21 protein-coding genes are annotated in these 25,903 nt (G+C 46.4%); 15 read left to right on the forward strand and 6 right to left on the reverse strand.

Going from position 1 to position 25,903, the window contains the following annotated elements; translation table 11 throughout:
* Window positions 1–880: 880 nt before the first annotated feature.
* The 3 genes from KFE26_RS07840 to KFE26_RS07850 form a co-directional block, all read right to left on the reverse strand.
* Window positions 881–2,071 (reverse strand): hypothetical protein, encoded by a 1,191-nt coding sequence (locus KFE26_RS07840; protein WP_212600081.1) that lies wholly within the window; start codon window positions 2,069–2,071, stop codon window positions 881–883.
* Between the two features lie 591 nt (window positions 2,072–2,662).
* The gene (locus tag KFE26_RS07845) at window positions 2,663–3,766 is read right to left on the reverse strand and encodes a phosphoribosylaminoimidazolesuccinocarboxamide synthase (protein WP_212600082.1); all 1,104 of its coding nucleotides are present in this window, start codon (window positions 3,764–3,766) and stop codon (window positions 2,663–2,665) included.
* Window positions 3,753–4,181 (reverse strand): hypothetical protein, encoded by a 429-nt coding sequence (locus tag KFE26_RS07850; RefSeq protein ID WP_113940056.1) that lies wholly within the window; start codon window positions 4,179–4,181, stop codon window positions 3,753–3,755. Before KFE26_RS07850 ends, KFE26_RS07845 begins: the two co-directional genes overlap by 14 nt.
* Window positions 4,182–4,427: 246 nt before the next feature.
* Here KFE26_RS07850 and KFE26_RS07855 point away from each other — a divergent pair, with 246 nt between their 5' ends.
* The 5 genes from KFE26_RS07855 to nrfD all read left to right on the forward strand — a co-directional run bounded on the left by KFE26_RS07855 (window position 4,428) and on the right by nrfD (window position 9,920).
* Window positions 4,428–4,910: an SRPBCC family protein gene (locus KFE26_RS07855; protein ID WP_131524358.1), complete on the forward strand. Its 483-nt coding sequence runs from the start codon at window positions 4,428–4,430 to the stop codon at window positions 4,908–4,910.
* Window positions 4,911–5,015: 105 nt separating this feature from the next.
* On the forward strand, window positions 5,016–5,678 hold the full coding sequence (locus KFE26_RS07860) for a pentapeptide repeat-containing protein (protein WP_212600083.1): 663 nt from the start codon (window positions 5,016–5,018) through the stop codon (window positions 5,676–5,678).
* A 430-nt stretch (window positions 5,679–6,108) separates the two neighbouring features.
* The gene (gene phsA, locus KFE26_RS07865) at window positions 6,109–8,391 is read left to right on the forward strand and encodes a thiosulfate reductase PhsA (RefSeq protein WP_212600084.1); all 2,283 of its coding nucleotides are present in this window, start codon (window positions 6,109–6,111) and stop codon (window positions 8,389–8,391) included.
* 12 nt (window positions 8,392–8,403) lie between these two features.
* The gene (locus KFE26_RS07870) at window positions 8,404–8,970 is read left to right on the forward strand and encodes a 4Fe-4S dicluster domain-containing protein (RefSeq protein ID WP_105251316.1); all 567 of its coding nucleotides are present in this window, start codon (window positions 8,404–8,406) and stop codon (window positions 8,968–8,970) included.
* 2 nt (window positions 8,971–8,972) lie between these two features.
* Entirely contained in the window at window positions 8,973–9,920 is a 948-nt protein-coding gene (gene nrfD, locus KFE26_RS07875) for an NrfD/PsrC family molybdoenzyme membrane anchor subunit (RefSeq protein WP_105251317.1), read from the forward strand.
* Between the two features lie 106 nt (window positions 9,921–10,026).
* Here the strand turns inward: nrfD and KFE26_RS07880 are convergent, their stop codons facing one another.
* Window positions 10,027–10,770 carry a sulfite exporter TauE/SafE family protein gene (locus KFE26_RS07880; protein WP_212600085.1) on the reverse strand — a complete coding sequence of 248 codons (744 nt, stop codon included), beginning with the start codon at window positions 10,768–10,770 and terminating at the stop codon, window positions 10,027–10,029.
* Between the two features lie 134 nt (window positions 10,771–10,904).
* Window positions 10,905–11,219 (reverse strand): met regulon transcriptional regulator MetJ, encoded by a 315-nt coding sequence (gene metJ / locus KFE26_RS07885; protein WP_105251319.1) that lies wholly within the window; start codon window positions 11,217–11,219, stop codon window positions 10,905–10,907.
* Window positions 11,220–11,431: 212 nt separating this feature from the next.
* On the opposite strand from metJ, the gene metB reads away from it, so the two are divergent.
* From metB to metF, 3 genes are all read left to right on the forward strand, one after another.
* Window positions 11,432–12,595, forward strand: coding sequence for a cystathionine gamma-synthase (metB, locus tag KFE26_RS07890; protein WP_212600086.1), 1,164 nt, complete (start codon window positions 11,432–11,434; stop codon window positions 12,593–12,595).
* Window positions 12,596–12,606: 11 nt separating this feature from the next.
* Window positions 12,607–15,000, forward strand: coding sequence for a bifunctional aspartate kinase/homoserine dehydrogenase II (locus KFE26_RS07895; RefSeq protein ID WP_113940049.1), 2,394 nt, complete (start codon window positions 12,607–12,609; stop codon window positions 14,998–15,000).
* A gap of 217 nt (window positions 15,001–15,217) precedes the next feature.
* Window positions 15,218–16,105: a methylenetetrahydrofolate reductase gene (metF, locus tag KFE26_RS07900; RefSeq protein WP_173247104.1), complete on the forward strand. Its 888-nt coding sequence runs from the start codon at window positions 15,218–15,220 to the stop codon at window positions 16,103–16,105.
* A 56-nt stretch (window positions 16,106–16,161) separates the two neighbouring features.
* Here metF and KFE26_RS07905 read toward each other — a convergent pair whose 3' ends face one another.
* Window positions 16,162–18,063: a methyl-accepting chemotaxis protein gene (locus tag KFE26_RS07905; protein WP_212600157.1), complete on the reverse strand. Its 1,902-nt coding sequence runs from the start codon at window positions 18,061–18,063 to the stop codon at window positions 16,162–16,164.
* A 223-nt stretch (window positions 18,064–18,286) separates the two neighbouring features.
* Between KFE26_RS07905 and slyA the strand changes: the two genes are divergently transcribed.
* The 7 genes from slyA (at window position 18,287) to KFE26_RS07940 (ending at window position 25,495) form a co-directional block, all read left to right on the forward strand.
* Entirely contained in the window at window positions 18,287–18,760 is a 474-nt protein-coding gene (gene slyA / locus KFE26_RS07910; protein ID WP_105251323.1) for a transcriptional regulator SlyA, read from the forward strand.
* 8 nt (window positions 18,761–18,768) lie between these two features.
* Complete coding sequence (locus KFE26_RS07915; RefSeq protein ID WP_212600087.1) at window positions 18,769–19,827, forward strand: HlyD family secretion protein; 1,059 nt, start codon at window positions 18,769–18,771, stop codon at window positions 19,825–19,827.
* A gap of 213 nt (window positions 19,828–20,040) precedes the next feature.
* Window positions 20,041–21,069 (forward strand): DUF2955 domain-containing protein, encoded by a 1,029-nt coding sequence (locus KFE26_RS07920; RefSeq protein ID WP_212600088.1) that lies wholly within the window; start codon window positions 20,041–20,043, stop codon window positions 21,067–21,069.
* Between the two features lie 225 nt (window positions 21,070–21,294).
* Window positions 21,295–21,918: a c-type cytochrome gene (locus tag KFE26_RS07925; protein WP_212600089.1), complete on the forward strand. Its 624-nt coding sequence runs from the start codon at window positions 21,295–21,297 to the stop codon at window positions 21,916–21,918.
* 10 nt (window positions 21,919–21,928) lie between these two features.
* A complete protein-coding gene (locus KFE26_RS07930) occupies window positions 21,929–22,996 on the forward strand; it encodes a c-type cytochrome (RefSeq protein WP_212600090.1) in 1,068 nt (355 codons plus the stop codon).
* 847 nt (window positions 22,997–23,843) lie between these two features.
* Window positions 23,844–24,770 carry a DUF4268 domain-containing protein gene (locus KFE26_RS07935; protein WP_212600091.1) on the forward strand — a complete coding sequence of 309 codons (927 nt, stop codon included), beginning with the start codon at window positions 23,844–23,846 and terminating at the stop codon, window positions 24,768–24,770.
* Between the two features lie 23 nt (window positions 24,771–24,793).
* Window positions 24,794–25,495 carry a hypothetical protein gene (locus tag KFE26_RS07940; RefSeq protein WP_212600092.1) on the forward strand — a complete coding sequence of 234 codons (702 nt, stop codon included), beginning with the start codon at window positions 24,794–24,796 and terminating at the stop codon, window positions 25,493–25,495.
* Window positions 25,496–25,903: the final 408 nt, after the last annotated feature.

The raw sequence follows: 25,903 nt of genomic DNA on the forward strand, positions 1-25,903 counted from the left end.
ACTTTAATCAATCAAAAATTATTGTTCAATATCGCTTCTAATTATTCGTTATTTATATTTATAATTTAAATATTAATTATTTAGGTGTGACACGCACAGTATCACACCTTTTTTATATTACTAATAAGCCCCTCCGAGTTTTTATTTTTTAAATCAAAGTCAAAATCAAAATCAAAATCAAAATCAAAATCAAAATCAACGTCAACGTCGTGGGGCTTCACCCCACACCCGACCAAGAGGGGATCAACAGCAATTCCCTCTTGGATCTGCCTTGCCGTTCCCTAACGGAGTTGAAAGCCTCTTGGGCATTAAGCGTTCTTATGCTATCGCGTCAGACGCTCGTCCCTGATTTGACTGACGCTATCTCGGCATCTGATAGGCCGGATGCCTGAATGTCGTGAAGTGCATGGTCAATGATGTTCCATACATCATTCTGACATTTCCCATTTCCCTATGGGTCTGATGCACGAGAATGACCATGCCTCGATTACGCAACGAGCGCTAATGCCCTGCGGCAACTCCGAGGGTAGGTGACCTTCTATTGCCGCTGTGTTGGCCGCAATCCCAAGAGAGTTATGCATGTCCTATCTTTGTCTGTCATTGCGGCCTTACGGCCGAGGTGAATCAAAGTCGTGGGGTTTCACCCCACACCCGACCAAGGAGGACTGCTCGTCCTATCCTCCTTGGATGCTCCATGACGCCCCCAACGGAGTTGAAAGCCCCTTGGGCAATTAGTGCTCTTATGCTATCGCGTCAGACGCTCGTCCCTGATTCGACTGACGCTATCTCGGCATCCATGCCTCGATCACGCAACGAACGCTAATGCCCTGCGGCAACTCCGAGGGGAGGTGAACTTCTGTCACCGCGGTGTTGGCCTGATTTATTTACACGCTTTAAATTGATTAAAAGATTGTACTGCACTATCAAATTTACTTTTTATTTCACTTCTCATTTGGTTATTCTCGACGGCTTTAATTATGCAAGTTGCATCTTTTATGAATTTTTTTCGATATTCTTCGTTGTTGAAGTCTTCAACTCCAAACATACTAACCTCTAGGTCGTACAAGTATTTTTTTAAACCATTAAAAAGAGAGGGGACGAACTTGGCGTAAGTGTAAAATTCAAATAGAAAATCACTCCCCTCAAAAGTGCTAATCATGCTCAGATCTGAATAATTTTTATTTTTTACAATTAGATTGACACAATCGTTATGTCTCAATTTAAATTGACTATTTATTGGTGGGATATTTACATCACTAAGCAAAAGATGTGCACTTAGCGATTCAATAACACTATTTAAGCTGTTAATTGATGATTCAATCATATAGATGTTAAATCCTATTCTATCCTTTAAATAGCAGAGATCTCCAGACTTTTTGTTACCACAAAAAACTATTCCCAAATGTGAGGTTATTATAATTAATTTACTTTTTAAATCATGTAAGCCAATAACCAGTGGCTCTGTTTCACTAACCTTTTCTAGCTTTGAGTTGAAATTGTTGATGTGCTGTACTAGTTTAGATGTAAATTCAGTGATGTTTAAAGCAGTGTTTATTTTTTTGTGTAGTAAGAATTTGTTATTAAAGCTATGATTTTTATTTTCAGCCTCTACAGAATCTAAAGATTTAGTAAAATAATCTAGAATAAGTTTGCTTTCCTCTTGAATTAGTAATTTTCTCTGAACATCCCATATTTCAGATTGTTTTTTTTCTAAAGCTTCTTGTCTATTTTCTTGTTTCTCTATTAATTTTGTTTGCTTTTCAATTTGGTTGTTTTGTTTTTCAATTTGTTTTTGTTGGATAATAAATTGTTGAATACCTAATAACATTACACCAACTGTGCCAATTGCAGCTAGAAATGAGGATGCCCCTCCTAGCAGTGAACCAAATGCTCCCCAGTCATCCGGCACTTCAGATATGATATTTCTATCACTCATCAATGGACTAAATTGAAAAAAGTACCACACCATTACTACAATAAAAATAGCTATACCTATAATTGCTGCATACTTTAGCCAAGACGACCATTTAATAAAGTTATTATCTTGAATATCTGTTTCTATCGGTTCCATTTAACACCTTCTATAAATAATTCGCTATCAAATTTACGGCTATTCTATTTTTATTCTCAGTGATCTACATTCATAAAGCTATAGAAATTACCTGCATCCAATACTTTATTTTCATAATCACAAATAACACTGAAGCTTAAAGAATTCACCATCCCAGAATTTAACGAGCCACCCATTGTTAAATTCTCTAAAGTAGATGGTAGGTATCACTCTGTTTGCTTTGAATTACTCTCAAGTAACACCAAAGCCCCAGAAGAACACCTTACCCTGCGAAGTTGCTGAAGGGCGTTGAAGGAAATAGCGTGACGCAGACAGGACGTCTGCGTAGCTTTCGTGGGGAAGGGACGCCCCATCGGAAGCGTTAGCTATTTTCGAATAAGCACGAAGCTAGTACCTAACGCATGTAACTTCGCTAGGGGCGGCAAGGGAGATCCAAGAGGGAATTGCTGTTGATCCCCTCTTGGTCGGGTGTGGGGTGAAGCCCCACGACTTTGATCCAAACGAAGTTTGGAAAATCTGCTTTTGCAAAGCAAACAAAAAGGCGCCTAAGCGCCTTTTCTATTTAAGTTTTTGATAAAAACCAAAATCTGATTACACAATCAGATCATACTCTTCCCGTAGTATCTTAATAATATCTGCCTTTGGATTCGCTGGCAGCGGGATTGGAGCGCCAGTCACCTTCTCGGCAACGCCGGTGTAAGTGCGTGACACTTGCATCATGGCCTCAAGTGGGAGGTCATTGTCGCGGGCGAGGGCTTCACGCTCTGGCATTCTGTCTTTGTTGAGCAGCACATCAGGATCGGGAAAATGATTGAGCAGGAATTGGCGGAAACCCTCTTTGGAGTTTTCCAAAATCTTGCCATCGCGGTAGGCTGCGCCGTCCCAAATACGTGATGAGTCTGGAGTGCCGACTTCATCCATGTAAATCAGTTTTGAATTGCCATCTTTATCGGTCACATAGCCAAACTCGAACTTGGTATCGACAAACACTTGGTCAATGTCGGCCAGTGCTTTTGATATCACTTTAAAGCCATCCTTTAACAGCTTTTCGTACAGGTCAATATCTGAAAGCTTTTCAAAACCAAAGGCTTGGTAGTTGGCTTCGATATCGCTGCGGCTGATGTTCACGTCATCTTGGGCTGGCACGCCTGGGATGCCGGTTAAAATGCCCTTAGTCGATGGGGTGATTAACAGCTCAGGTAGCTTTTGATCTTTTTCTAAGCCTTCTGGCAGTGTGATGCCACAGAATACTCGCTCGCCTTTTGAGTAAGCGCGCCACATTGAGCCTGTGATGTACTGGCGGCAAATAGCTTCGACCTTAATAGGGCGAGCTTTTTGGACTATCCATACGAACGGGTGCGGGATATCCAAAATATGGCTGTCGGCTAGGCCGTTTTCGGCGAACAGTTTAAACCAGTGGTTAGAAATCGCGTTTAATGCCGCTCCTTTACCGGGAATGCCTTTGAGGCCACCTTCACCGTGGAAGATACAGTCGAAGGCTGAGATACGGTCGCTGATCACCATGATGGCGAGCGGGGTATCTTCGGGGACGTTATAACCCTTGGTTTTGATTAAACGGCGGCTGTCGGCATCGGTTAGCCAGTAAACGCTGCGAACCTTGCCGCTGTGGACTGGGCTGTCGGTGCGGATTGGCAAATCGTTATTCACGGCTAATACGGAATCAGCAAGACTCATGACGAGTATTCCTTAGGATAGAGAGTGTAGGGATAAGGTTTTTATAAGTGTCGGTTTGCAGATGTACTATGGCGTTAGCAACAGCCAGATTCATTGCAACCGCTTTATTATTCGCGCTTGGCTTAGGGCGTAAAGCGTTCAGCCAGTTTGCGGGATTTGATGTTAAATCTTGAACAGCAAAAATTGTATTTTCGGGCGGTGTTTGAATTGTATTGGGTGGAGATAATGCAAGGGATGGAACAAACGCAGGGCAAGGTTGGCACCACAGTGAAAGTGGTCTGCGAAAGCGGGCTGGGCCCGTGCCATTTTGCTCGAAAATGCTAACCATTAATCCGAGAGAACCTTGTTCTAGACTGCCGCGAAAAAGTGGCGACATTCTACCTTTTTTGACAAAATTTGCCACGGCTATTTGCATCGCTCTTTGCACAGATCTTTACATAGCTCTTTACACTGCTCTTTATATAGTTCTGTGGCTTGAATCTAGCGGGCATAAGGATTTGCAAGGGAATCACGCGCTAACACTCAGTGCTGAGCATGATGGAGGGTGATGTTCTGCGGACGAGCTAATGTTGAAGGGCTGTATTTTAGCACGCTGATGTGCGAGCTTATGACGTAGCTGCAGCCGACAAGACCATCAAGCCAAATATCCAATGGAGGGAATATGAGCACAAGTCAGCATGTACATAATGATAATCAACGAGAGCTAGTATTAGAGCGGATTATCGATGCGCCGCCAGAAAAGCTGTTCCGCGCGTGGACCGAGCCAGAACTCCTCAAAATTTGGTTTACGCCAAGGCCGTGGACTGTGGCTAGCGCGAGCTTAGATGTGCGTGCCGGTGGTTCAAATGTGATCGTGATGCGCAGCCCTGAGGGGCAGGATTTCCCGAATCGTGGCGTGTATCTCGAGGTGGTTGAGAATGAGCGCATCGTATTTACCGATGCCTTTACTGAGGCTTGGGTGCCGTCCGATAAAGCCTTTATGACGGCAACCATCATGTTTGAACCTATAGATGGTAAGACCAAGTACACTGCGCGGGTGCTGCATTGGAATAGCGAAGATAGGCAGAATCATGAGGATATGGGGTTTTATCAGGGGTGGTCTAAGGCGACCGATCAGCTTGAGGAACTCGTCGCGAGCATTTAGCCGGTGAGTCTCAAGCCTCGTATCTGAGAGTAAACAATAAGCAGTACCTAGCCCAATTGCCCTGCATTATCATATGGTTGGGGATTGGGCAGGATTAGAGGTGTTATGTCGTCACAGAAAGAAGTGCCTGTACTTAAACAATCAGTGCTTGCGCCATCCCAACTCGCGCAAAGCGCGGTTTTGCAGGGCAATAGTTTTTTATCAAAACAGTTTAATGGCTTGTCGGAATTAGCCCAAGAGCTACAGGGCATCGAGTTCGAGGATTGCTGCTTTCAAGACTGCCATTTTAGCGAGAGCGTTTTTCGTAAATGTAAGTTTATCGATTGTCGCTTTGTACGCTGCAACTTGAGCTTAGTGAAAGTGCCCCAGTGCCAGTTCAGCGGGGTCGAGTTTGAAGAGTGTAAGTTAGTCGGTATCGATTGGACCCGCGCCGCGTGGTCGCGTTTATCCTTTGCCGCGCCTTTTTCCTTTAAGCAATGCATTCTAAACGACTGCTCATTTTTAGGCTTGTCCCTCGATGAAATTATCATCGAAGAGTGCAAGGCCCACGATGTGGATTTTCGCGAGGGCAGTTTTAATCAAGCCAATTTCACCTACACGGATTTTAGTCATAGTCTGTTTGGCCGAACTCAATTATTGGAGGCGGATTTCAGCGAGGCCTCAAATTACGATATCGACATTTTTAACAATAAAATCAAAGGCGCTAAGTTTAGCCGCGACGAAGCGATTCGGCTGCTCAACTGCCTCGATATAGAATTAATGGATTAAGGATTGTGGTAGGTTTTTACTCAGCTTTTCACTCAGCATAGTGATGCTCATCCCACGAGTGTTATCGCAATTTACTGAAATATCTGTTTGTTTTTGAAGCCGCCATTTGTCCCATCTGGCGGCTTTTTCTGTCCGTTTTTTAAGACCTATTGATCTTATTCACGTATTTCAAGGTCAGTCTTAGGTTTTAGTTGCGGTAGATCACACCGAGCTTCCCCATGTGGTTTACCACAATACCCACCTACCTCTTTCGGGATAACAATCTCTGTGGATGAGCAGTGTATTCAGCGTATGCCGTGTATTTTGAAGATATGGTGGCGCTGTTTTAACGCTTTATAACTAAAAAAGTAATCAAATCAGTGAGCAAACCTCTGCTCGATGGCGTCCAATGTGGCGACTGGCGGGTGGGATGAGCGTGATGGAGGTAACCATGATTGAGCTTAATAGGCGAACCTTTTTAAAGGGAGCAGGAGCGAGCAGCGCCACGTGTGCGTTGGCCAGTCTGCTGCCGGGCAGCTTAGCGGCATTAGAGAATAAGCAGCTAAAGGGCATGGGCAAAGACATTGCCAGTATTTGTGAAATGTGTTCGACTCGCTGCCCGATTTCGGCGCGGGTGATTGAGGGCAAAAACGTCTTCATTAGTGGCAACAAGGCCGCTAAATCCTTTGGCGGTAAAGTGTGTGCCCGTGGCGGCGCAGGCCATAGTTTATTGTACGATCCACAGCGTATCGTTAAACCGTTAAAGCGGGTCGGTGAGCGCGGCGAAGGCAAATGGGCTGAGATCAGTTGGGATGAGGCTTATAAATTAATCGCTGAAAACCTCAATAAAATCAAAAAAGAACATGGCCCAGAAGCCGTGGCATTCTCGTCAAAATCTGGCTCACAAGAAAAGCATTTGTTTCACCTTGCGACCGCCTTTGGTAGTCCAAATACTTTTACCCACGCGTCGACTTGCCCAGGTGGTTATGAAATTGCCGCTAAGGCTATTTTTGGCACTAAGGTTAAACGTGATTTAAGTAACTCTAAATACATCATTAACTTCGGGCATAACCTGTACGAAGGCATCAATATGTCCGAAACCCGCGGCATGATGGCGGCGCAAATGGACAAAGGTGCCAAGCTGGTGGTGTTCGAGCCAAGATTCTCCATTGTGGCCGACAAGGCCGATGAATGGTATGCCATTCGCCCCGGTACCGACGTGGCCGTCGCCTTGGCGTTATGCCATGTATTGATTGAAGATAATCTTTACGACAAGGCATTTGTCGCGCGTTATGTGGAAGGCTTCGAAGCCTTTGCCGCCGAAGTGAAAGCTTATACCCCTGAATGGGCTGAAACCATCTCCGATGTGCCTGCCAAAGACATTCGTCGTATCGCCCACGAATATGCTGCTAAAGCGCCCCATGCTGTGGTCGATTTTGGTCACAGAGCCACCTTTACCACCGAAGAGTTTGAGATGCGCCGCGCCCTTTACGCCGCCAACGTCTTGATTGGTAATATTGAGCGTAAAGGCGGGATTTATATCGGCCAGAAACCCGGTGATTACAACAAGCTTGCCGGTGAAGCGGTTGCGCCCGTATTGGCAAAACCTGGCGTGAAAGACATGCCAAAACCAGCAGCGAAACGTATCGATCAGGTGGAAGAACAGTACGCCATGATGTGGACATCGGGCGGCGTTTACCAAACTATTCTCGATGCCACGTTAAGCGCTGTTCCTTACCAGTTACACGGCTGGGTGATGTCACGCACTAACCCAATGCAAACCATGACAGACAGAGCGCGCGTTGTTGAAGCGATGAAAAAGCTCGACTTTATCGCCGTGTGTGATGTGTATATCAGCGAAACCGCCGCCTATGCGGACGTGATTTTACCTGAATCGACTTATCTTGAACGTGATGAAGAAATTGCTGATAAGTCAGGTAAAAATCCGGCCTATTATGTGCGCCAACGGGTCGTTGAAACCTTAGGTGATACTAAGCCTTCTTGGCAGATCTTTAAGGATGTGGGTGTGGCTATGGGCCTTGGCGAGTTCTATCCATGGGAAAACATGGAAACCCTGCAAATGCTGCAGGTGAACCGCGACACTGACCTGCTGCGCCGGATCAAAGACGAAGGTTTTGTGAGCTTTGGTAAGCCAATTATGTTGTGCGAGCCTAAGATGGTTGCCGAGTTTATTAAGGCATACCCCAATGCGCGACCTGCCGATGAAGACGGCACTTACGCCAGTGCACTTACCTTTAAAACCCCGAGTGGCAAGATTGAACTCACTTCCGCGAAAGTCGAAGCCATGGCACCGGGCCGTGGGGTGATCAAGTTCCGCGAAGTGAATCTTAAAAAAGCAGATGAGTTGTACTTTATCCAAGGCAAAGTGGCGGTGCACACCAATGGTGCAACCCACAATGTACCTATGCTCGCTAACCTGATGTCGGATAACGCTGTGTGGATTCACCCTGTTACTGCGGGCAAATTAGGGATCAGCAATGGCGACCCAATCCGCCTCACCAGCAGTGTTGGCACAGAAGAAGGCCATGCCTTAGTCACGCCGGGTATTCGCCAAGATACTGTGTTTGCTTACATGGGCTTTGGTTCTAAAAACAAAGAGTTGGTCAGAGCAACGGGCAAAGGTATCCACTGCGGTAACTTACTGCCGCACGTTACTGCTCCTGTGTGTGGCATGACAGTGCACACCACGGGCGTCACGCTGGCAAAGCGCTAATCGGAGGCTTAAATGAATAAACGATATGTAATGGTGCACGACGAGAATAAGTGCATCGGCTGCCAAGCCTGTAACGTGGCGTGTCGCAGTGAAAATGGCGTACCCGAAGGCGTAACTCGTCTGCAAGTGCGTGTGGAAGGCCCCTTTGGTGAGATGCCCAATCTGCATTTCAAATATCACAGGGTATCTTGCCAGCAATGTGAAGATGCACCCTGCGTTAAGGTGTGCCCAACAGGCGCGGCCTATGTGGGTGAAGACGGCATTATCTCTATCCATACCGAGAAGTGTGTCGGCTGTATGTACTGTGTGGCAGCGTGCCCTTATAAAGTGCGCTTTATGAACCCAGAAACCAAGGCGGCGGATAAGTGTAACTTCTGTAAGGATACGCGTTTAGCACGGGGCGAAGAGCCAGCGTGTGTGACTGTGTGTCCAACCGATGCCTTAGTGTTTGGTGATGCCAATGATCCACGCAGTGAAGTGGCCATCATGCTCAACACTAAAATCACTTACCAAGATAAAACCCATTTGGGCACAAAACCTAGGGTATATCGCGTTCCTACCAAAAGAGGGGGGATTTGATTATGAACAATACTTGGGGCGACATGGCGCAATATGATCCTGTCACTTGGCACTGGGTCATCGCCGTTTACCTGTTTATGGCGGGGTTATCCGCGGGCAGTTTATTGATTGGCATTGGTTTACGCTGGGCGAATAAGGAACTCAGCGCGGGAGCTGAAAGCAGCATTCTTAAGGCGGCAGCCATTATTGGGCCTGTAGCAATTAGCTTAGGTCTAGCTTGTTTAGTGTTTGACTTAACCAAACCATTCCACTTTTGGTTGATCTTAATTCACTATAACTTCCAGTCTGTGATGGCAATCGGGGTGCTGGCGCTGCTGGCGTATTCTCCCTTGGCCTTTGCATACGCCATTATTGTGCTGCGGGATGACTTACCAAAATGGGGTTTGGGTTTCCTAACACCTATCGCTAAGTTACTTATGCCATTTCGAAAGCTGATTGAAGTATTGTTGTTTGTCCTCGCCATTGGCGTAGGGGCTTACACTGGCTTCTTAATTTCGGCGATGAATGCCTATCCTATGCTCAACACTGCGGTACTGCCTGCGCTGTTTTTAGTGTCGGGTTTGTCGGCGGGCGCTGCGGCAAATGCGGTACTGGCGTTGCTGATGTTTAAGACGGACAGCCACGACAAAACTTTAGTGAAGATGCACGGTTTAGAATTGCCTGTGATGGCGATTGAAATCCTGTTCCTGTTCATGTTGTTCTGCGCCTTGTACTTCAAGGGCGGCGCGGCGGCTGCGGCCTTAGCATCGTTAACTTCTGGGCTATGGGCAAGCGTGTTCTGGATAGGCGTTGTCGGTATCGGCTTTGGTATTCCATTGCTGTTTATGCTGCTACCCGCCGCGACTCGCCACACTAAGGGCGCGATGATCATGGTGGCTTGTGCGAGCTTAACGGGCGTACTCGCCTTAAGACACTTTATTGTGTACGCAGGGCAAAGCTATTTAAGCTGAGTGTAATCTAGCTTTACATATTGATAGATAAAGAAAAAGCACTGGCAATGTCAGTGCTTTTTTATTGTTTGAATTTTGAGAAGGTTTGCCAGTACAAGCGGGACGCTTATTGGGGTAATAACTCGATAACCGACTTCACCGTTAGCACTAAGGCGCTGATACTGCACAGGACTAACGTCGCCATCTTTGTCTTCTCTTTATCGACACGGCCCACTAATCGTCCTGCGACTAAGTAACCTAAAATCACTGAGGGGAGCAGCATCAACGACAGCCACAGATGTTTTAATTCTAATAAGCCAGTGATCGCTAAAATGACCAATGCAATCATGGAGCTAAAAATGAAGAAGGCCGACAGGGCAGCACGAAACTGCGAGGCATCTTTGCCTGCCAACAAAATCGCCATCGGCGGGCCACCAATCGCGGCGATATTGCCGAAGATCCCTGAAACCACACCCGCACTGAAGAGGGTTTTCTTATTCACTGGCAGGCTGAATTTATTCAGGCTGAGGATCACTGCGACAGTTACAATGGCGGCGATGGATAAACCCAGTATGGGTTGAGGCGCAAACAGCAATAAACTCGCGCCGATAAAACCACCGGGCACGCGGCCTATGAGCGCATATTGCAAGCCATTGAATTCTAAGTGACCGCGTTCACGCACTAAGGTCAGCAGGGCGATGGAGAAACCCATAGCAATAACAGGCGCAGGTACAAGTTGTGGATCGACGATATACAGCAAAGGACTGGCGACAACCGCAAGCCCAAACCCAATAAGACTTTGGGTTAAGGCGCCCAGAAACACGACCAGCGAGGCTAAGGCGAGTGTCTGTGGATCTATCATAGAAAACATAGGATTTCCTATATCCCAAACCAACTCAAGATGGTGAAATTTAAAGTTTGAAGTCGCTTGGGTATAAACAAAAAGGGATCGTTAACGATCCCTATTGATGAGCACTGTGATATGACTTTGAAAGCGACGAGTCGCTATTCCATGTCTTCCCACTCTATTCCCATTTGATCCATCAACAACTTGGCTTCGGCGGGAATGCTGTCTGGGTTATCTTTTGACAGATCTTCATCGTTGGGCAATGGCTGGCCAGTGTAGGCGTGCAAAAATGCCTCACACAACAGCTCGCTGTTGGTGGCGTGACGCAAATTATTGACCTGACGACGAGTACGTTCGTCCGTGAGGACCTTAAGCACTTTGAGCGGAATAGACACAGTAATTTTTTTTACTTGTTCATTCTTCTTGCCATGTTCAGCATAGGGGCTGATGTATTCCCCATTCCATTCAGTCATTGACTCACCTGTTATAACGCTAAATTCGGGGCAGATTTTAAACCCTTACAAAGAACAGTCAAATTATTGCTACTATTTCTTTGTGATTGCAAACAGATTTCTTTATGTTCAGACGTCTAAACGTCTTCACGCCTATTGACGATGGCGTTGGGCTTAGGTACATTTAGACGTCCAGACATCTCTATCAGTCTATCGAATTTAGGAGTCCACCCATGGCAGAGCGTCAATTAGCCACACTGGCAGTGCGTCAGGGTATCGAAAGCGATACTCAATATGGCGCAGTTGTGCCACCGATTTATTTGTCGACTAATTACGCCTTCGATGGTCATAAAAATCCCCGCGAATTCGATTACAGTCGTTCAGGCAACCCAACGCGCTGCATTTTAGGCGAAGCATTAGCCCAATTAGAAAAGGGCGCCACTGGCATAGTGACGTGCACTGGCATGGCGGCCATCACCTTAGTGACGACTTTGCTCGGCCCCGATGACCTATTGGTTGTGCCCCATGATTGCTATGGCGGTTCCTACCGTTTATTTACCAACTTGGCGAAGAAAGGCCAGTTTAAGCTCATTGTGGTCGACCAAACCGACAGCCAAGCGTTAGCCGCCGCCATTGCCCAGAATCCTAAGATGGTGTGGCTCGAAACCCCATCGAACCCGTTATTGCGTGTGGTGGATATCGAAGCCATTGCTAAGGTGAGCCATGAGGTCGGCGCGCTGGTGGTGGTTGATAACACCTTTTTATCGCCGATATTGCAACAACCCCTATTGTTAGGCGCGGATATCGTTATCCACTCCACCACTAAATATATCAATGGTCACAGCGATGTGGTCGGCGGCGCAGTGGTCGCCAAAGACGCGCAAATCGGCGAAAGCTTACATTGGTGGTCGAACACTCTAGGCTTAACGGGGTCAGCCTTCGACAGTTATCTGACCCTGCGCGGCCTGCGTACCTTAGCGGTGCGTATTCGCGAGCATCAAACCAATGCCCAGCGTATTATTGAGGTATTAACCCAAAGCCCTGTGGTGAGTAAAGTCTATTACCCAGGGCTTGCGGATCACCCAGGCCACGCCATTGCGGCCAAGCAACAACAGGGCTTTGGCGCTATGCTGAGTTTTGAACTCAAAGGCGGCGAGGCCGAAGTGGTGGCCTTTTTAGGTGCACTCAGCTTATTTAGCGTGGCGGAAAGTTTAGGTGGCGTCGAAAGTTTAGTGGCAGTGCCCGCCACTATGACCCACAGAGCCATGGAGCCGCAGGCGCGCTTCGAGGCTGGTATTAAGGACACCCTATTGCGTCTATCGGTGGGTATTGAAGATGCCGCCGATTTAGTTGCAGATATTCAAGCAGGATTAGCCGCCGTTGCGGCTTGTCAGTAGAGGAATAATAGATGGCACGTTGTCACTTACATAAATTTGGTGGCTCCAGTTTAGCGGATGCCGATTGTTATCGTCGAGTCGCCCATATCCTGTTAACCCACGGTCATAGTGATGATCTTGTGGTGGTCTCTGCGGCGGGTAAAAGCACGAATTTCCTGTATAAATTATTAGCGCTGCGTGATGCGGGTCAGCTATGGCAAGAAGAGTTACAAGTGCTGATCAGCTACCAACAGGGGTTGATTGAGCAGTTGTTGTCGAATGAACAAGCCCGCGATCTGCGTGAGCGTTTGGCCACGGATAAAGCGCAACTCATCAGCTTGTTGTCCTTAGACGAGCGCAACGAATACCAAATCAACCATGTGGTGAGCTTTGGCGAACGTTGGTCGGCACGTTTAATGGCGGCGCTACTGCGCGAATCTGGCGTGGCGGCAAGCCATGTGGATGCCTGTTCAATTTTAGTGGCCGATGAAGCCGCTGTGCCACAAATTCGGGTACAAGAATCCCGCGCTAAAGTACAAGCCCTATTAGCCGCGCATCCCAATGAACGCTTAGTGATCACAGGTTTTATCTGCGCTAACGAGCGTGGCGATACCCTATTACTTGGCCGTAATGGTTCAGATTTTAGCGCCAGCCTGATTGCTAGTCTCGCCGATATCGAGCGCGTGACCATTTGGACCGATGTGGAAGGGGTATTCAACGCCGATCCTAATAAAATCAACGATGCCAAGTTACTGAAAAGCATGTCACTTGCCGAAGCCGATCGCCTAGCGCGTTTGGGCTCGCCAGTATTGCATTCGCGCACTCTGCAGCCGTTATTCAATACCGAAGTGAGCTTAGCGGTGCGTTCAAGTTATGCATCGCACACCGACTTCACCTTAATCGCACCCCACAGTTCGTCGGCGAGCGCGCCTGTGGTGACTAATCTCAATGCTGTCGTCCTGTTTGGCTTTAAACTCACGGGGGAGTTAACTCGTTTATTAGATTTATTGATTGCCGCGGGTTTAACGCCATTGGCCCATTGGACCTCTGCCCATCAAAGAGTTGAACTTGCCTATACCGCTGAGAATCAAAAACAAGTTCAAAGATTACTCGATGCCGAGGCAGAAGCATTAGGGATCAGCGATCAGCAGATCAACACAGATTTTGGTTTAGTCGCATTAGTGAGTGCCGACGCCGAACATTATCGCCGCAGCTTCGCGCGTTTGCTGAGCCGTGATGCTAAACCTTTGTTCAGTGGCGATTTAAGTTTAGTGACGTTAGTGCCTCAGTCACAGGTGAATCTGTTAACCCAAAAAGTCCACCGTCGCTGCGCTGGTCCGCGTAAACGCATTGGCGTCCTGCTGCTCGGTGTGGGTAATATCGGTGAGGCTTGGATCGATCTGTTTAAGTCGGTTTCACCATCACTGGACCATGAACTCGAAGCCAGTGTTGAGTTAGTCGGTTTAGTCAGTTCGAGTAAAGCCTTGATTAAATCCACTGGGATTAATCTTGCCGCGTGGCAAACAGAGTTTAATACTGAAGCAACGCCTTGGCAGTATGAACATTTATTCGAGCAATTAGAGCAAGTTAACTGCGATGAGCTGGTGGCCTTAGATATCAGTGCCAGCGCCAGTTTGACGCTGCAATATCCAGAACTGTTCGAGCGTGGCATCCATGTGGTGAGCGCGAATAAACTTGCGGGCTCGGGTCCACTGCCTTTCTATCGAGAGTTAAAGCAGCAACTGGGTAATCGTCGTTTGTTTTGGCGCTATAACGCCAGCTGTGGCGCAGGTTTACCCATCCAACATGCGCTAAATGATCTGCGTAACAGCGGTGATAGCGTTGAAGCGGTGGGCGGGATTTTCTCTGGCACGCTGTGTTGGTTGTTTGAGAAATACGATACCAGCAAGCCATTTTCAGAATTAGTGATTGAAGCTAGAGGCTTAGGTATTACTGAACCCGATCCCCGCGACGATCTCTCCGGCCGTGATATGCAGCGTAAACTGCTTATTTTGGCCCGTGAAATTGGCCTTGAAATCGAGCTTGAAGATATTGAACTGCGTTCACTCGTGCCAGCCGCTTTGGCGGATATTCCCTTAGATCAATTTCTCACCCGCATTGCCGAGTTAGATGCCGATCTGCTGCAACAGTATGGTGCGGCGGCGGAGCAAAATAAGGTGCTCAGATATGTGGCATCCTTAGACAACAGCGGTCCAGAGCTCAAGGCCGAAGTGGGTTTGCAGTGGATTGACACCCATCACCCTTACGCCAACTTAACCCCTGGTGATAATGTGTTTGTGATCCGCAGTGTCTTCTACCAAGGTAATCCGCTGATCATCCGTGGACCAGGCGCAGGACGCGAAGTGACAGCGGCGGCGGTGCAGTCGGATCTGACCCAGATCTGTCGCGATCTGCTGCAGGAATAATGCGCTATCAAGCCTCTAAAAGGACTCATTCGAGTCCTTTTTTATTGGCTAGAATAAATCTATCGAATTAACCGAGATTAAATGCGGTTTATGGGTATTTTTTGGCTTGACTTACATCTCAGTTTCTCTAGTATATGGACATATAGACGTCCAAACGTCCATTTGAACTAATTCATACTAGCAAAGAGTAGCGCCAAGGGCGGTTGAGGAAATACACATGGCTTTTCATCACGCACAACATTCACAATCGCTGAACCAGAGCTTGTCTGAGCTTAATGGCGATATTAATGTTTCTTTTGAGTTTTTCCCGCCATCGACCCCCGAAATGGAACAGATACTGTGGAATTCTATCCGTCGTTTAGAGCCGCTGAATCCTAAGTTTGTGTCTGTGACTTACGGTGCTAACTCAGGCGTGCGCGACCGCACACACGGCGTGATTGAACGTATCCAACAGGAAACTGACCTCGTTGCCGCGCCGCACTTAACCTTAGTGGATGCCAGCGATGAAGAGCTGTTAGAACTGGCTAAGCATTACTGGAAATCGGGCATTCGTGACATAGTGGCACTGCGGGGTGATTTGCCCGCAGGCAGCCCCAAGCCAACCCGTTTTGCAGCGGATTTAGTGCGTTTGCTGCGCTCTGTGGCTGACTTTGATATTTCCGTTGCGGCTTATCCAGAAGTGCATCCCGATGCGAGTAATGCACAGGCGGATTTGATCAACCTTAAGCGTAAGATTGATGCGGGCGCTAGCCGTGCCATTACCCAATTTTTCTTCGATGTGGAATCTTACCTGCGTTTTCGTGACCGCTGCGTTGCCGCCGGTATCGACGTTGAAATTGTACCGGGCATTTTACCTGTGACTAACTTTACCCAGCTAAAACGTTTCGCGGGCATGACCAATGTGTCGTTACCGAATTGGTTACATAAGCAATTCGACGGCCTAGAAAACGATGCGGGTACACGCCAATTGGTGGGGGCAAACGTGGCCATCGACATGGTGAAAGTGCTGTCCCGCGAAGGCGTGAAGGATTTCCATTTTTACACCTTAAATCGCGCCGAATTGACCTACGCGATTTGCCACACTTTAGGCGTGCGTCCTAAATAAAACCTTATAAAATAAACTAATAAAAACGCCGCAGAGAATGCGGCGTTTTGTTTTGTTTAAATTCTAAATTGAGCTAATAAAGTTGTTAAACGGGCTGCGAGTTGGGCAAGCTCATCGCCGGCGCGTGCAGTTTGTACCGCACTATCTGTCGCATTGGTCGCAATATCATTGATGTTATTAACATTTTTATTAATTTCTGCCGAAACCGCACATTGCTCATTTGCAGCGCTGGCGATCTGGATATTCATCTGGCTAATGGTGGAAACCGCATGGGTAATGGCTTCGAGTGCTTCACCCGCTTGGTGAACTTGGGATACACAGCTTTGGGTGGTGCGGGTGCTGGTTTCCATCGCATTGACTGTAGACTTAGCTTTATGCTGAAGCGCTTCGATCATCTGCTGAATTTCCGTCGTAGATGCTTGAGTGCGGCTCGCCAGAGTGCGTACTTCATCGGCAACGACCGCAAATCCTCGGCCTTGTTCTCCCGCCCTTGCGGCTTCAATTGCCGCATTGAGTGCGAGTAAATTAGTTTGGTCGGCAATATTACGGATAACCACAAGCACAGAATCAATTTCAGCGGTATTACGCTCTAATTCATTGATTGCACTCGCTGCTGTGGCTATTTCCTCGGCTAATATGGCTATAGTGGTTACCACTTTTTGTACAACCAATTTGCCTTGTTCGGTTGAGTCATTGGCATGATTGGCGGCATCGGCCGCATCGGTCGCGTTATGGGCAACTTCTTGAACCGTTGCGGCCATTTCATTCATTGCGGTGGCAACTTGCTCGGTTTCGAGGTGCTGACGACTTGCCATCTTCTGGGTTTCCCGCGTAATGCTCGACATTTCTTCAGCAGAGGTGGCGAGCAGGCTTGTTGAGTCGGCGACGTGGGAAACTGTGTTGTGGATTTTTTCTACAAACCGGTTGAATGCCATCGATAATTCAGCAATTTCATCCTTACCTTTTACCGCGATTCTGCGGGTTAAATCGCCTTCACCTTCAGCGATATCATTCATGGCTTGGGTGGTTTCAGCGATAGGGCGAGTAATCCCTTTGGCAATAAACCAAGCAATGGCGGTTCCAATGACCAGAGCCACTAAACCGATAAGGATCAACTTAAGGCGAATATCCGCTATCGCTTGTTCTGAATGGGTTCTATCCATCGCAATATCGAGTACCCCAAATACGTTTCCTGAATAATCTTTTATGGCGTTGCGATACAGGGCGTAGGTTTTGTTATTTAAGGAAATAGTGCGTATGACTTCATGGCCTTGCATGACGTTATTGAGTTCATCTGTCGCTTGGGTATCAGGCGTGAATGTAGCGCCAAATAACTTATATCCAGAATCATCTGGCAAGATGAGGGCAATTTCTGCTTGATAGGCTTGTTTAAAATTATCAAAAAAGGGTTGACCGAAGGACATGCCAAACTCAACTGATCCTGTGTGTTGCCCGTTGTAACTCATTGGAACTAAACCACGAATACCTAATCCTTCCACTCCATATTCCAAGCCATAAAGAGGGCGCTTTTGGCTATTTGTTTCAACTATGGTCTTGCGTATGCTGGTGAGATCATCGCCAAATTTTTCGGGACGATGCAAGCGTAGAAAAGAAGTGGCTGGTGGCCTATGAAATTGGAATTGCTGAACCGCAAAATCGCGCTTAAGTTGGGTAAATATAGGTAAGGTACGGGCGGTGAGTTCATCACGCTCGCCTGTTGCAAAGGTGCTTTGAACTTCTGGCGTGAGTGAGATGATGGTTGCCATTGCTTCGGCTAATTTGCCCGATGAGGCTATCTCGGCAACAGCGGTTTCATAGATCTTATGGAGTTCTCTTTGCTCGGATTCTGCAACTTGGCGACTGAATTCAGAGAGAACGAGCGGCATGATAAAGCTCATTACTGTTAACAGTAATAGACAGATCCCAATAACGATCCTCGTACTAATTTTTAGATTTATCAAAACAGCCTCCAATTCATGTGCAAATCAACTCAATTTATCCGTTTGATATTATAGAGATACAACTTGATAAGATTTGAGAGGGCGCGAACCTTTTTAAGTTATTTATTCCCTCTTACGCTCGTTTCGTGCCCTTGGACACAGATCTATTTTGGGCCTAAATATTTACTTAGCATGCTAACTAAGTATAATGCTTAGCACGCTAACTAAGTGGGTGGGCAAGATGCAAAAAGAATTAGAGCGACTAAAAGAGTTATCACTGGCGGAGCATTTAGGCCGTCTGCATCGACTGTGGCGTACCGTGGCCGATGTTGAGCTGGCACCTTTAGGATTAACTCATCCCCGTTGGACGGCATTGTGGAAATTACTGCGTTTAGGCGACAGTGTTAGCCAAAAAGTGTTGGCCGATGCCTTAGAAATTGAATTGGCTTCGCTAATGCGTACCTTAGGGCAATTAGAAGAGCAAGGTTTAGTCGAGCGTCATTGTTGTGACAAAGATAAGCGAGCAAGGATTGTGAGCCTGACGCCAGCGGGATTAGATGTTTTAAAGCAAATGGAAGCGCGGATTATTCAAGTGCGCCGTGAGTTATTAGGCGGGATCAGTGCCGAAGAGTTGAGCGAATTTGAACGCATTATTAGCCTGATCAGCGACAACGCCAGCGCCAAATTAACCAAGGTTACAGACACCCTTTTGTGAGAAAGAAGATGACACCGGATCAACAGTTTGCCCGTTTAGTAAAATTTGCCATGTTTGGCTTTGTGATGGTTTTTGGCTATTTCATGCTGGCCGACACTATGATGCCATTGACGCCTCAAGCCATGGCGACCCGTGTAGTGACGAAAGTGACGCCGCAGATCAGCGGTAAAATCCAGACCATAGCTGTAACCAATAACCAAGCGGTTGCCAAGGGTGATTTGTTGTTTCAAGTCGATCCCGCGTCCTATGAGTTAGCGGTATCGCAAGCTAAATTGGCCTTAGAGCAAGCCCGTCAAGATAATGCTGAGTTAGATGCTTCGCTACTGGCCGCTAAGGCCGAGGTCAATGCCAATAAAACCACCTCACAACAAAAGCGCAGTGAGGCTAAACGTCTCGATGCCCTGTATGCCACCCATGGCGTATCGCAGCAGCAAAAGGAGCTAGCCGATAGCGATGCCGCAGCTGCTGAAGCTAATGTGCTTGCCGCCAATGCCCGTTTAGAAAAACTCAAAGTGAGTCGTGGCAGTTATGGCGAAGAGAATCTTAAAGTGCGTCAGGCGCAAAACCATTTAGCCCAAGCCGAGCTTAATCTGTCTTACACCCAAATACGTGCTGATCAAGATGGGATAGTGACTAACCTGCAATTAGAAGTCGGTAGTTTTGCGACCGTGGGGCAACCTCTGTTGGCCGTGGTATCGGATAAAGTGGATATTATTGCCGATTTTCGCGAGAAGAGCCTGCGTGGCGTGAATGCTACTTCGACCGCTTTGATTGCGTTCGATGGCGAACCTGGGCGTTTATATCGGGCGACGGTGAGCAGTGTTGATGCGGGCGTGAGTGCAGGGCAATTCGATGCCAATGGCCGTTTAGCCGCGCCACAGGAATCGGACCGTTGGGTACGTGATGCCCAAAGATTGAGATTACATCTAGTGTTAGATGGTATGGCAATGAACAGCTTACCAGCCGGTGCGCGCGCGACCGTGCAATTGCTGCCCGAGAATAGCCTTTTTCGCTTGCTCGCTAAGGTGCAGATTAAAGCAATCAGCCTGCTGCACTATATTTACTAGCCTATTTACTAGAATGTTTACTAGCGTATTTACCAGCATATTTATCGGCATATCCATCAGTACTTATCTGTGTTGACGAGCACGAGTGACTCGCGGTGGTTTGTATTTGCCGCGAGTGGCTTGAGTGAACGCTTCAAAGCAACATAAGTGTGAACGCAGCATAAGCCAGCTAAACATCCTCATTTAATGTATCGATAGAACAAGGCGACGAGCATGTTACTACGCCATAGCCCATTGACGGCCAACGATTTACGCCAGTGTTTACGGATTGCGACTGGCGCGACCTTAGGTTTTACCCTGTGTAAAATTTTTGGTTGGAGCAATGGAGTCTTCTTCACTGTGACACCTATGCTACTACTCGGATTAGTGCCAGTGATGAATGGCCATGCTATGCGCCAATTATTAGCTTCATCTGCCATGGCTGGGTTAGAGGTTGGGTTACTCGGCGGTTTCTTTGGCAGCCATCCCGGCATGATGACTCCTATCGTTTTCCTATTATTTTTATATCGCTTTGCGGCCATGTCCCGCGGCAGTTTGTTTCTCTTTGGTGCCAACGGTGTGCTGAGTCTCAGTATCATGCTGCACTTTGCAAGCTATCCCGGCGTTGACTTAAACGACTTAGTTTTCAGTAACTTTTGGGCGACCGCACTTTCAGTTGTTATCGCCTACGCTATGACGGCACTCTGGCCCGATGTTGAACCGAGAGCGGCTTACAAACCTGGGCCTAAGGCGCCGCATAGAATGCGCCACGAAGCCTTGCTCGGCGCGACCATAGCGACGGCATCGTTTCTGGTGTTCCAAATATTTGATCTGCGGGATTCGATGTCGGCTCAAGCGACCACTCTTTTGCTATTGTTTCCTATGCATTGGAATGGTGCACTCGACTACGCCCGTAAGCGCGCCATAGGCACCCTGTTGGGGGTGTCGTTTGGGATACTCGTGCAGTTGCTGCTCTATGATTGGTCTGGGTTATTGATGTTAGTTGTCCCCTTGCTGTGGATTGGACTGATGATTTTTAGCCAAGCCCATGTGCGCGAGGCGAATGGCTCTGGCGTGGGTTTTGGTGCTATGACCACGTTAGGGATTTTGTTTGGGCAGTATTTGACCCCAGGTAACGACTTAATCTTCAGTGCTTTATACCGAGTGAGCAGTATTTTAATCGCTATCGTTGGCACGTTGCTTTTATGCTATTTGATACATAAGTTATTGAATCATTTCGAATCGACGCGATTTGGTTATTGAACAGGCCATTAAGTCTTGAAGGCTTGCAGCTTAACCTTGTACAGAGTAAGGTAAATTTATCCCGTTTGAATTGAACAATAAGTGACTCTTAATGAATGTTAAGGCTCATTTATTGGCTGTTTTAAAAATGAGCGGCTGATTTTAAAATGGGTTTAGTGTGTGAGCACAAACATAAATAACAATAACCCCTATGCTTTAGAGCTTAATTCTCTTCAAGGATAGAACATGAAGATTAAAACATTAGTCATAGGCTTAACGCTATGTAGCGGCTATGCCGCTGCCGCCGAGCCTTCTGACAAACAATTGATGAACGTTATGCCACAAGCTGCACAGTTATGTGTGTCTTGCCATGGGGCAGCGGGTGAGGGTATTGAACCACTCGGCCCTCGATTAGCGGGATTATCTAAAGAATATATCTCGACACAATTGCAGCATTTCCAAGCGGGCGTTCGCCAAAACGCGACTATGATGCCGATGGCAATGACGCTCCAAGGTGACGGTATTGAGCAAGTATCGAGCTATTTTTCAGCTAAGCCTGCCAATGACGTCAAGCCTGTTATCCGCGGTGAACAAGTTGTTTTTAATGACGACACCGCCCGTTTAGCCTATCAAGGTGATTGGTCCCGTGGTTTACCAGCCTGCGTGACCTGCCATGGTCCTTCTGCATTAGGTGGCGGCTTATTTCCTCGCTTAGCAGGTCAACAGGCGAGTTATATCAAAACGCAATTATTGGCATGGCAGTCGGGAACACGTAAAGGTGACGTCGATGGCATGATGGGGAGCGTCGCGAATAAGCTCACTGTCGCCGAGATTGATGCGTTAGCCAACTACTTTGCGAATTTAAAATAAGGAGCCGGCCATGAAATATTCCGCAATGTTATTACTGGCCGCGATGGGGTCGTTAACCGTTCAGGCGCAAGCTGAAACTGAGCCAGTACAAGAACGGCCAGATAAGCAAGCTCCGCTGCCTTCTTTCCCTAAGGTCGCAGATCAAACCTATCTTACCCCTAGACCTTTGAGTGCGATTCCCGAAGGCGCCTTTGGTGACAAAGTGCGTTTAGGTTATCAACTGTTTGTGAATACCCAACAGCTGCGTGATAAGTATGTGGGTAATGAGCTTAACTGTACCAATTGCCATATGGATGCAGGCCGTAAAGCCAATGCATCACCCCTTTGGGGCGCGTATTTTGCTTATCCGGCGTATCGTAAAAAAGACAATAAAGTTAGTAGCTTTGAAGAACGCATCCAAGGCTGTTTTAACTATTCGATGAATGGTAAAGCCCCAGCATCAGGTAGCCCTGAGTTAGTGGCGCTTTCTGCTTACGCTTATTGGTTAGGCATGGGCGGCTTGATGGATGAGGCTAATATCAGTGGCCCTGTTCCTGAGATCAGTGATGCTGAGTTAGTCAAAGGTGCCAAGCGGGATGACTTCCCACTACCAGAGGCATTAGCTAAGGCTATGACAGTTGAGCAACGTGCTAACTTGCCGGGGCGAGCTTATCCTGAGATCCCAAAACCCGAACAAGCCTATTCACCTGAACGAGGTAAAGCCGTGTATGTCGCCCATTGCCAAACTTGTCATGGTGTTGATGGGCAAGGTCAAGCCATTGCGGGTGTGTATGCACTGCCGCCGCTGTGGGGACCTCAAAGTTATAACTGGGGTGCGGGAATGCACAGGGTCAATACTGCCGCATTTTTCATTTATGAAAACATGCCCTTTGGTAAGAGTATGCAGTTGACGAACCAACAGGCTTGGGATGTTGCCGCTTACATCAACTCCCACGAGCGTCCGCAGGACCCACGTAGCAAAGGTGATGTAAAGCAAGCGCAGGAAAAATACCACAATGACAGCGATTACTATGGTCTCACTGTTGATGGCAAAGTGTTAGGCACTGAGTCCTATCCGATTTTCCCTAAGAAGTCATAGTTGAGCCGCTGAGATTAAGTGCTCGTGTGATGTTATAAAGCGAATGAATAAGTTAGACAGAAAAGCCAGCAAGCATTTAGCTTTGCTGGCTTTTTTATTAATTAGCCCAAGAGTTTAGGCTTGTCATGGCATTTTCTCACCGACACGCAGCTAGTCCATCCGTGGATGCTCGACCGCCCCGTCCATGGGGCGGACGGTCGTCTCGCAAATCACCATGACTCACCTTTCGGACATCAGTGTTAACTGTCGCTTTAAAAGCATACGGAGATTTTCGCTATAAGTGGCTTATTCACTATCTCGAATGTGCAAAACGTATTGAGGGAGTCGAACCCCCTCTACGTTTCCTAAGAAGCTGATTTAAAGCTGGTTTTAGTAAAATAAACAAAGAATTGTTACATCTTACTGTATCTCAATATTGAATGGAAAGATCAAGTGATATCCATATCATCAGCAAAGAGCCTGTGAGCACTCAACACGAATACCACTGACTCATTACACCCCTTATACGAAAAAAACATTTTTCTACTCACAGCCTTAGCCGTTTTTATATGGGCTTAATAGAAAACTTATAAAGTTGCTACAAATCGAATCTAAAAGTTATCGATTTATGCTTGCTTTTATGCAAGCAGCTGAATCCTTTATCTAACCACGCCAAATAATTCAAGATAAATAAGGTCTCTATTTTTCCTGATGAAATATGTTGATGACATTCAGAGGATGATGCTAACTTATTGGTATATTTTAATTATTTACTCATATCATTCTAATCCCCTGCTCAATACAGCTTGGGTTTTATTCGATATGCAGATAATGCACAGTTATATTCCTGTCAGTAATAGGTAATCATATGTTTGGTGAATTGAAAAAAGTCCCATTACGAGATATTTGGGCACATGAGGCTCAGGATTTTACACCGTGGTTAGCGGAAAATATTCATGAGTTAGGTAAGGCTGTCGGTTTGGAGCTTGAGTTAGTCAAAGAAGAAGCAAGTGTTGGGAATTTTTCCCTCGATATTTTAGCTAAAGACCTTGGTTCCGCTGAGTACGTTATTATTGAAAACCAGTTCTCTCAGACGGATCACGATCATCTAGGCAAATTGCTGACATATGCGGCTGGCTTTGATGCTTCGTTTGTTATTTGGGTCGCTGAAACAATTCGTGAAGAGCACCGTCAAGCCTTAGATTGGCTAAACCACAGAACAGACAGTAAAACTCAATTTTTTGCCGTTGTTGTTGAAGTTATACAAATCGATAATTCTAAACCTGCGTTTAATCTGAAACCGGTTGTTTTCCCAAACGAATGGCAAAAGAGTAAGCCTGTTGAAAAAACAAGTGAAAAATCAGAGAAGTACCGTACTTATTTCCAAGGTCTAATTGATAAGTTAAGAGTTGAGCATAAGTTTACGTCTGCAAAAGCTGGTCAGCCTCAAAATTGGTACGCTTTTGCTTCGGGTATCTCAGGTATTAACTACGGTGCAAATTTTTGCCAAGGTAATAAAGTTCGTACAGAGCTCTATATTGACTTTGGTAGCGCTGAACAAAATGAGTCTTGTCTGAACCATTTATTGGAAAGCAAAGCTGAAATTGAAAATGAATTTGGTCGTGAGCTTTCGTGGGAGCCTCTGGACGGAAAAAGAGCAACAAGAGTTGCAATCTATCGTATAGGCTCGATTTCTGAAGAAAGTGAACTTCATGAAATTAAAGTATGGCATATCAACAACTTAATCAAATTTAAAAGCTCGTTTGATAAGAGAATTCGTAAGTTCTTGCGTTAGGCATGTAACGAGGGACTGTCAACGTGCATCGTTGCCAGCCCTTAGGCGAGCGTTATGTTTATGCAGATGATGAGGCATTTTTGGACATAAATTTATTAATTGAAAAAACTCTGCTTTATGCTCCCACTCGTATTGAAGCACTTTGGGTAACAGCAGTTGAAAGTGGTTGGTATCCAACTCAACATACACCAGTCATGCTTCATAAGAAGTATTTTCACGATCTCGATCTATTAGATAGTCTGATGATCGAGCGTTTAAATAATGCTTATGAATCTATTGTGACAGATCTTTTGGACAATTTAGAGTCTAGGAGACATATCGTATCTGCTGCTTTGAAGCTGCATGAAGAAGAAAATTATGTTGCATCAATCCCACTTTTTCTTTCACAAGTGGACGGTATTTTTTATTCAACATTTGAAAGCTCAATTTTTAGCCGGAAAGATAGCGAAAAATCTAAGATTTACCGAATCGTTGAACAAAAATCCGGTGCTTTTTTTAAAGTGTTCCTCAAACAGTCAATAGTGAAAAACCAATTTTCGGCTAACTCAAAGAGCTATGAAATTGATGATAAAGTTAGGGGGCCGAATAGAAACGGTATTTTGCACGGAGTTGAAACTCATTTGGACTATGGGACATACATAAATAGTTGTAAATGTTTGACTCTGTTGTCATATGTGTCTTGGGTTTGTACATACCATGGAAAACAAACAGAACAGACTGTTTAAGGGGGATACGTAACAAGTGGCCTTTTACTATGCTTTGCGTTTAGTGTTTAAAGTGCTACGTGGCGGTTCACTATTGCGTTGCTCACACCTTAATAAGGATTGACGCTTCATTCCATTCACTTCATCAATGCTATATAGGATAGGGATAGGGCTTATTTACACAGCCTTAGTATCAACATAAAGCAAGTCACCATGTATGCATCTGTGAACACACTTGCTATAACACAGGAATGCGGTTCACTGAGCCAAATGAATACACCCAAATATCATTTAAGTTAGATAACTTGATGAATACAACCAATTGAACTTTATTGAAACATCCATAGTTAAATTTAGCGACAGGTATACTCGGGAATTAACGAGATTAAGTACTTGCATGGAAGTGACCGTTGGCGGCAAGGATGCCGC

Origin of the sequence: Shewanella sp. M16, assembly GCF_018224605.1 — a bacterium.
Taxonomy (GTDB): domain Bacteria; phylum Pseudomonadota; class Gammaproteobacteria; order Enterobacterales; family Shewanellaceae; genus Shewanella; species Shewanella oncorhynchi.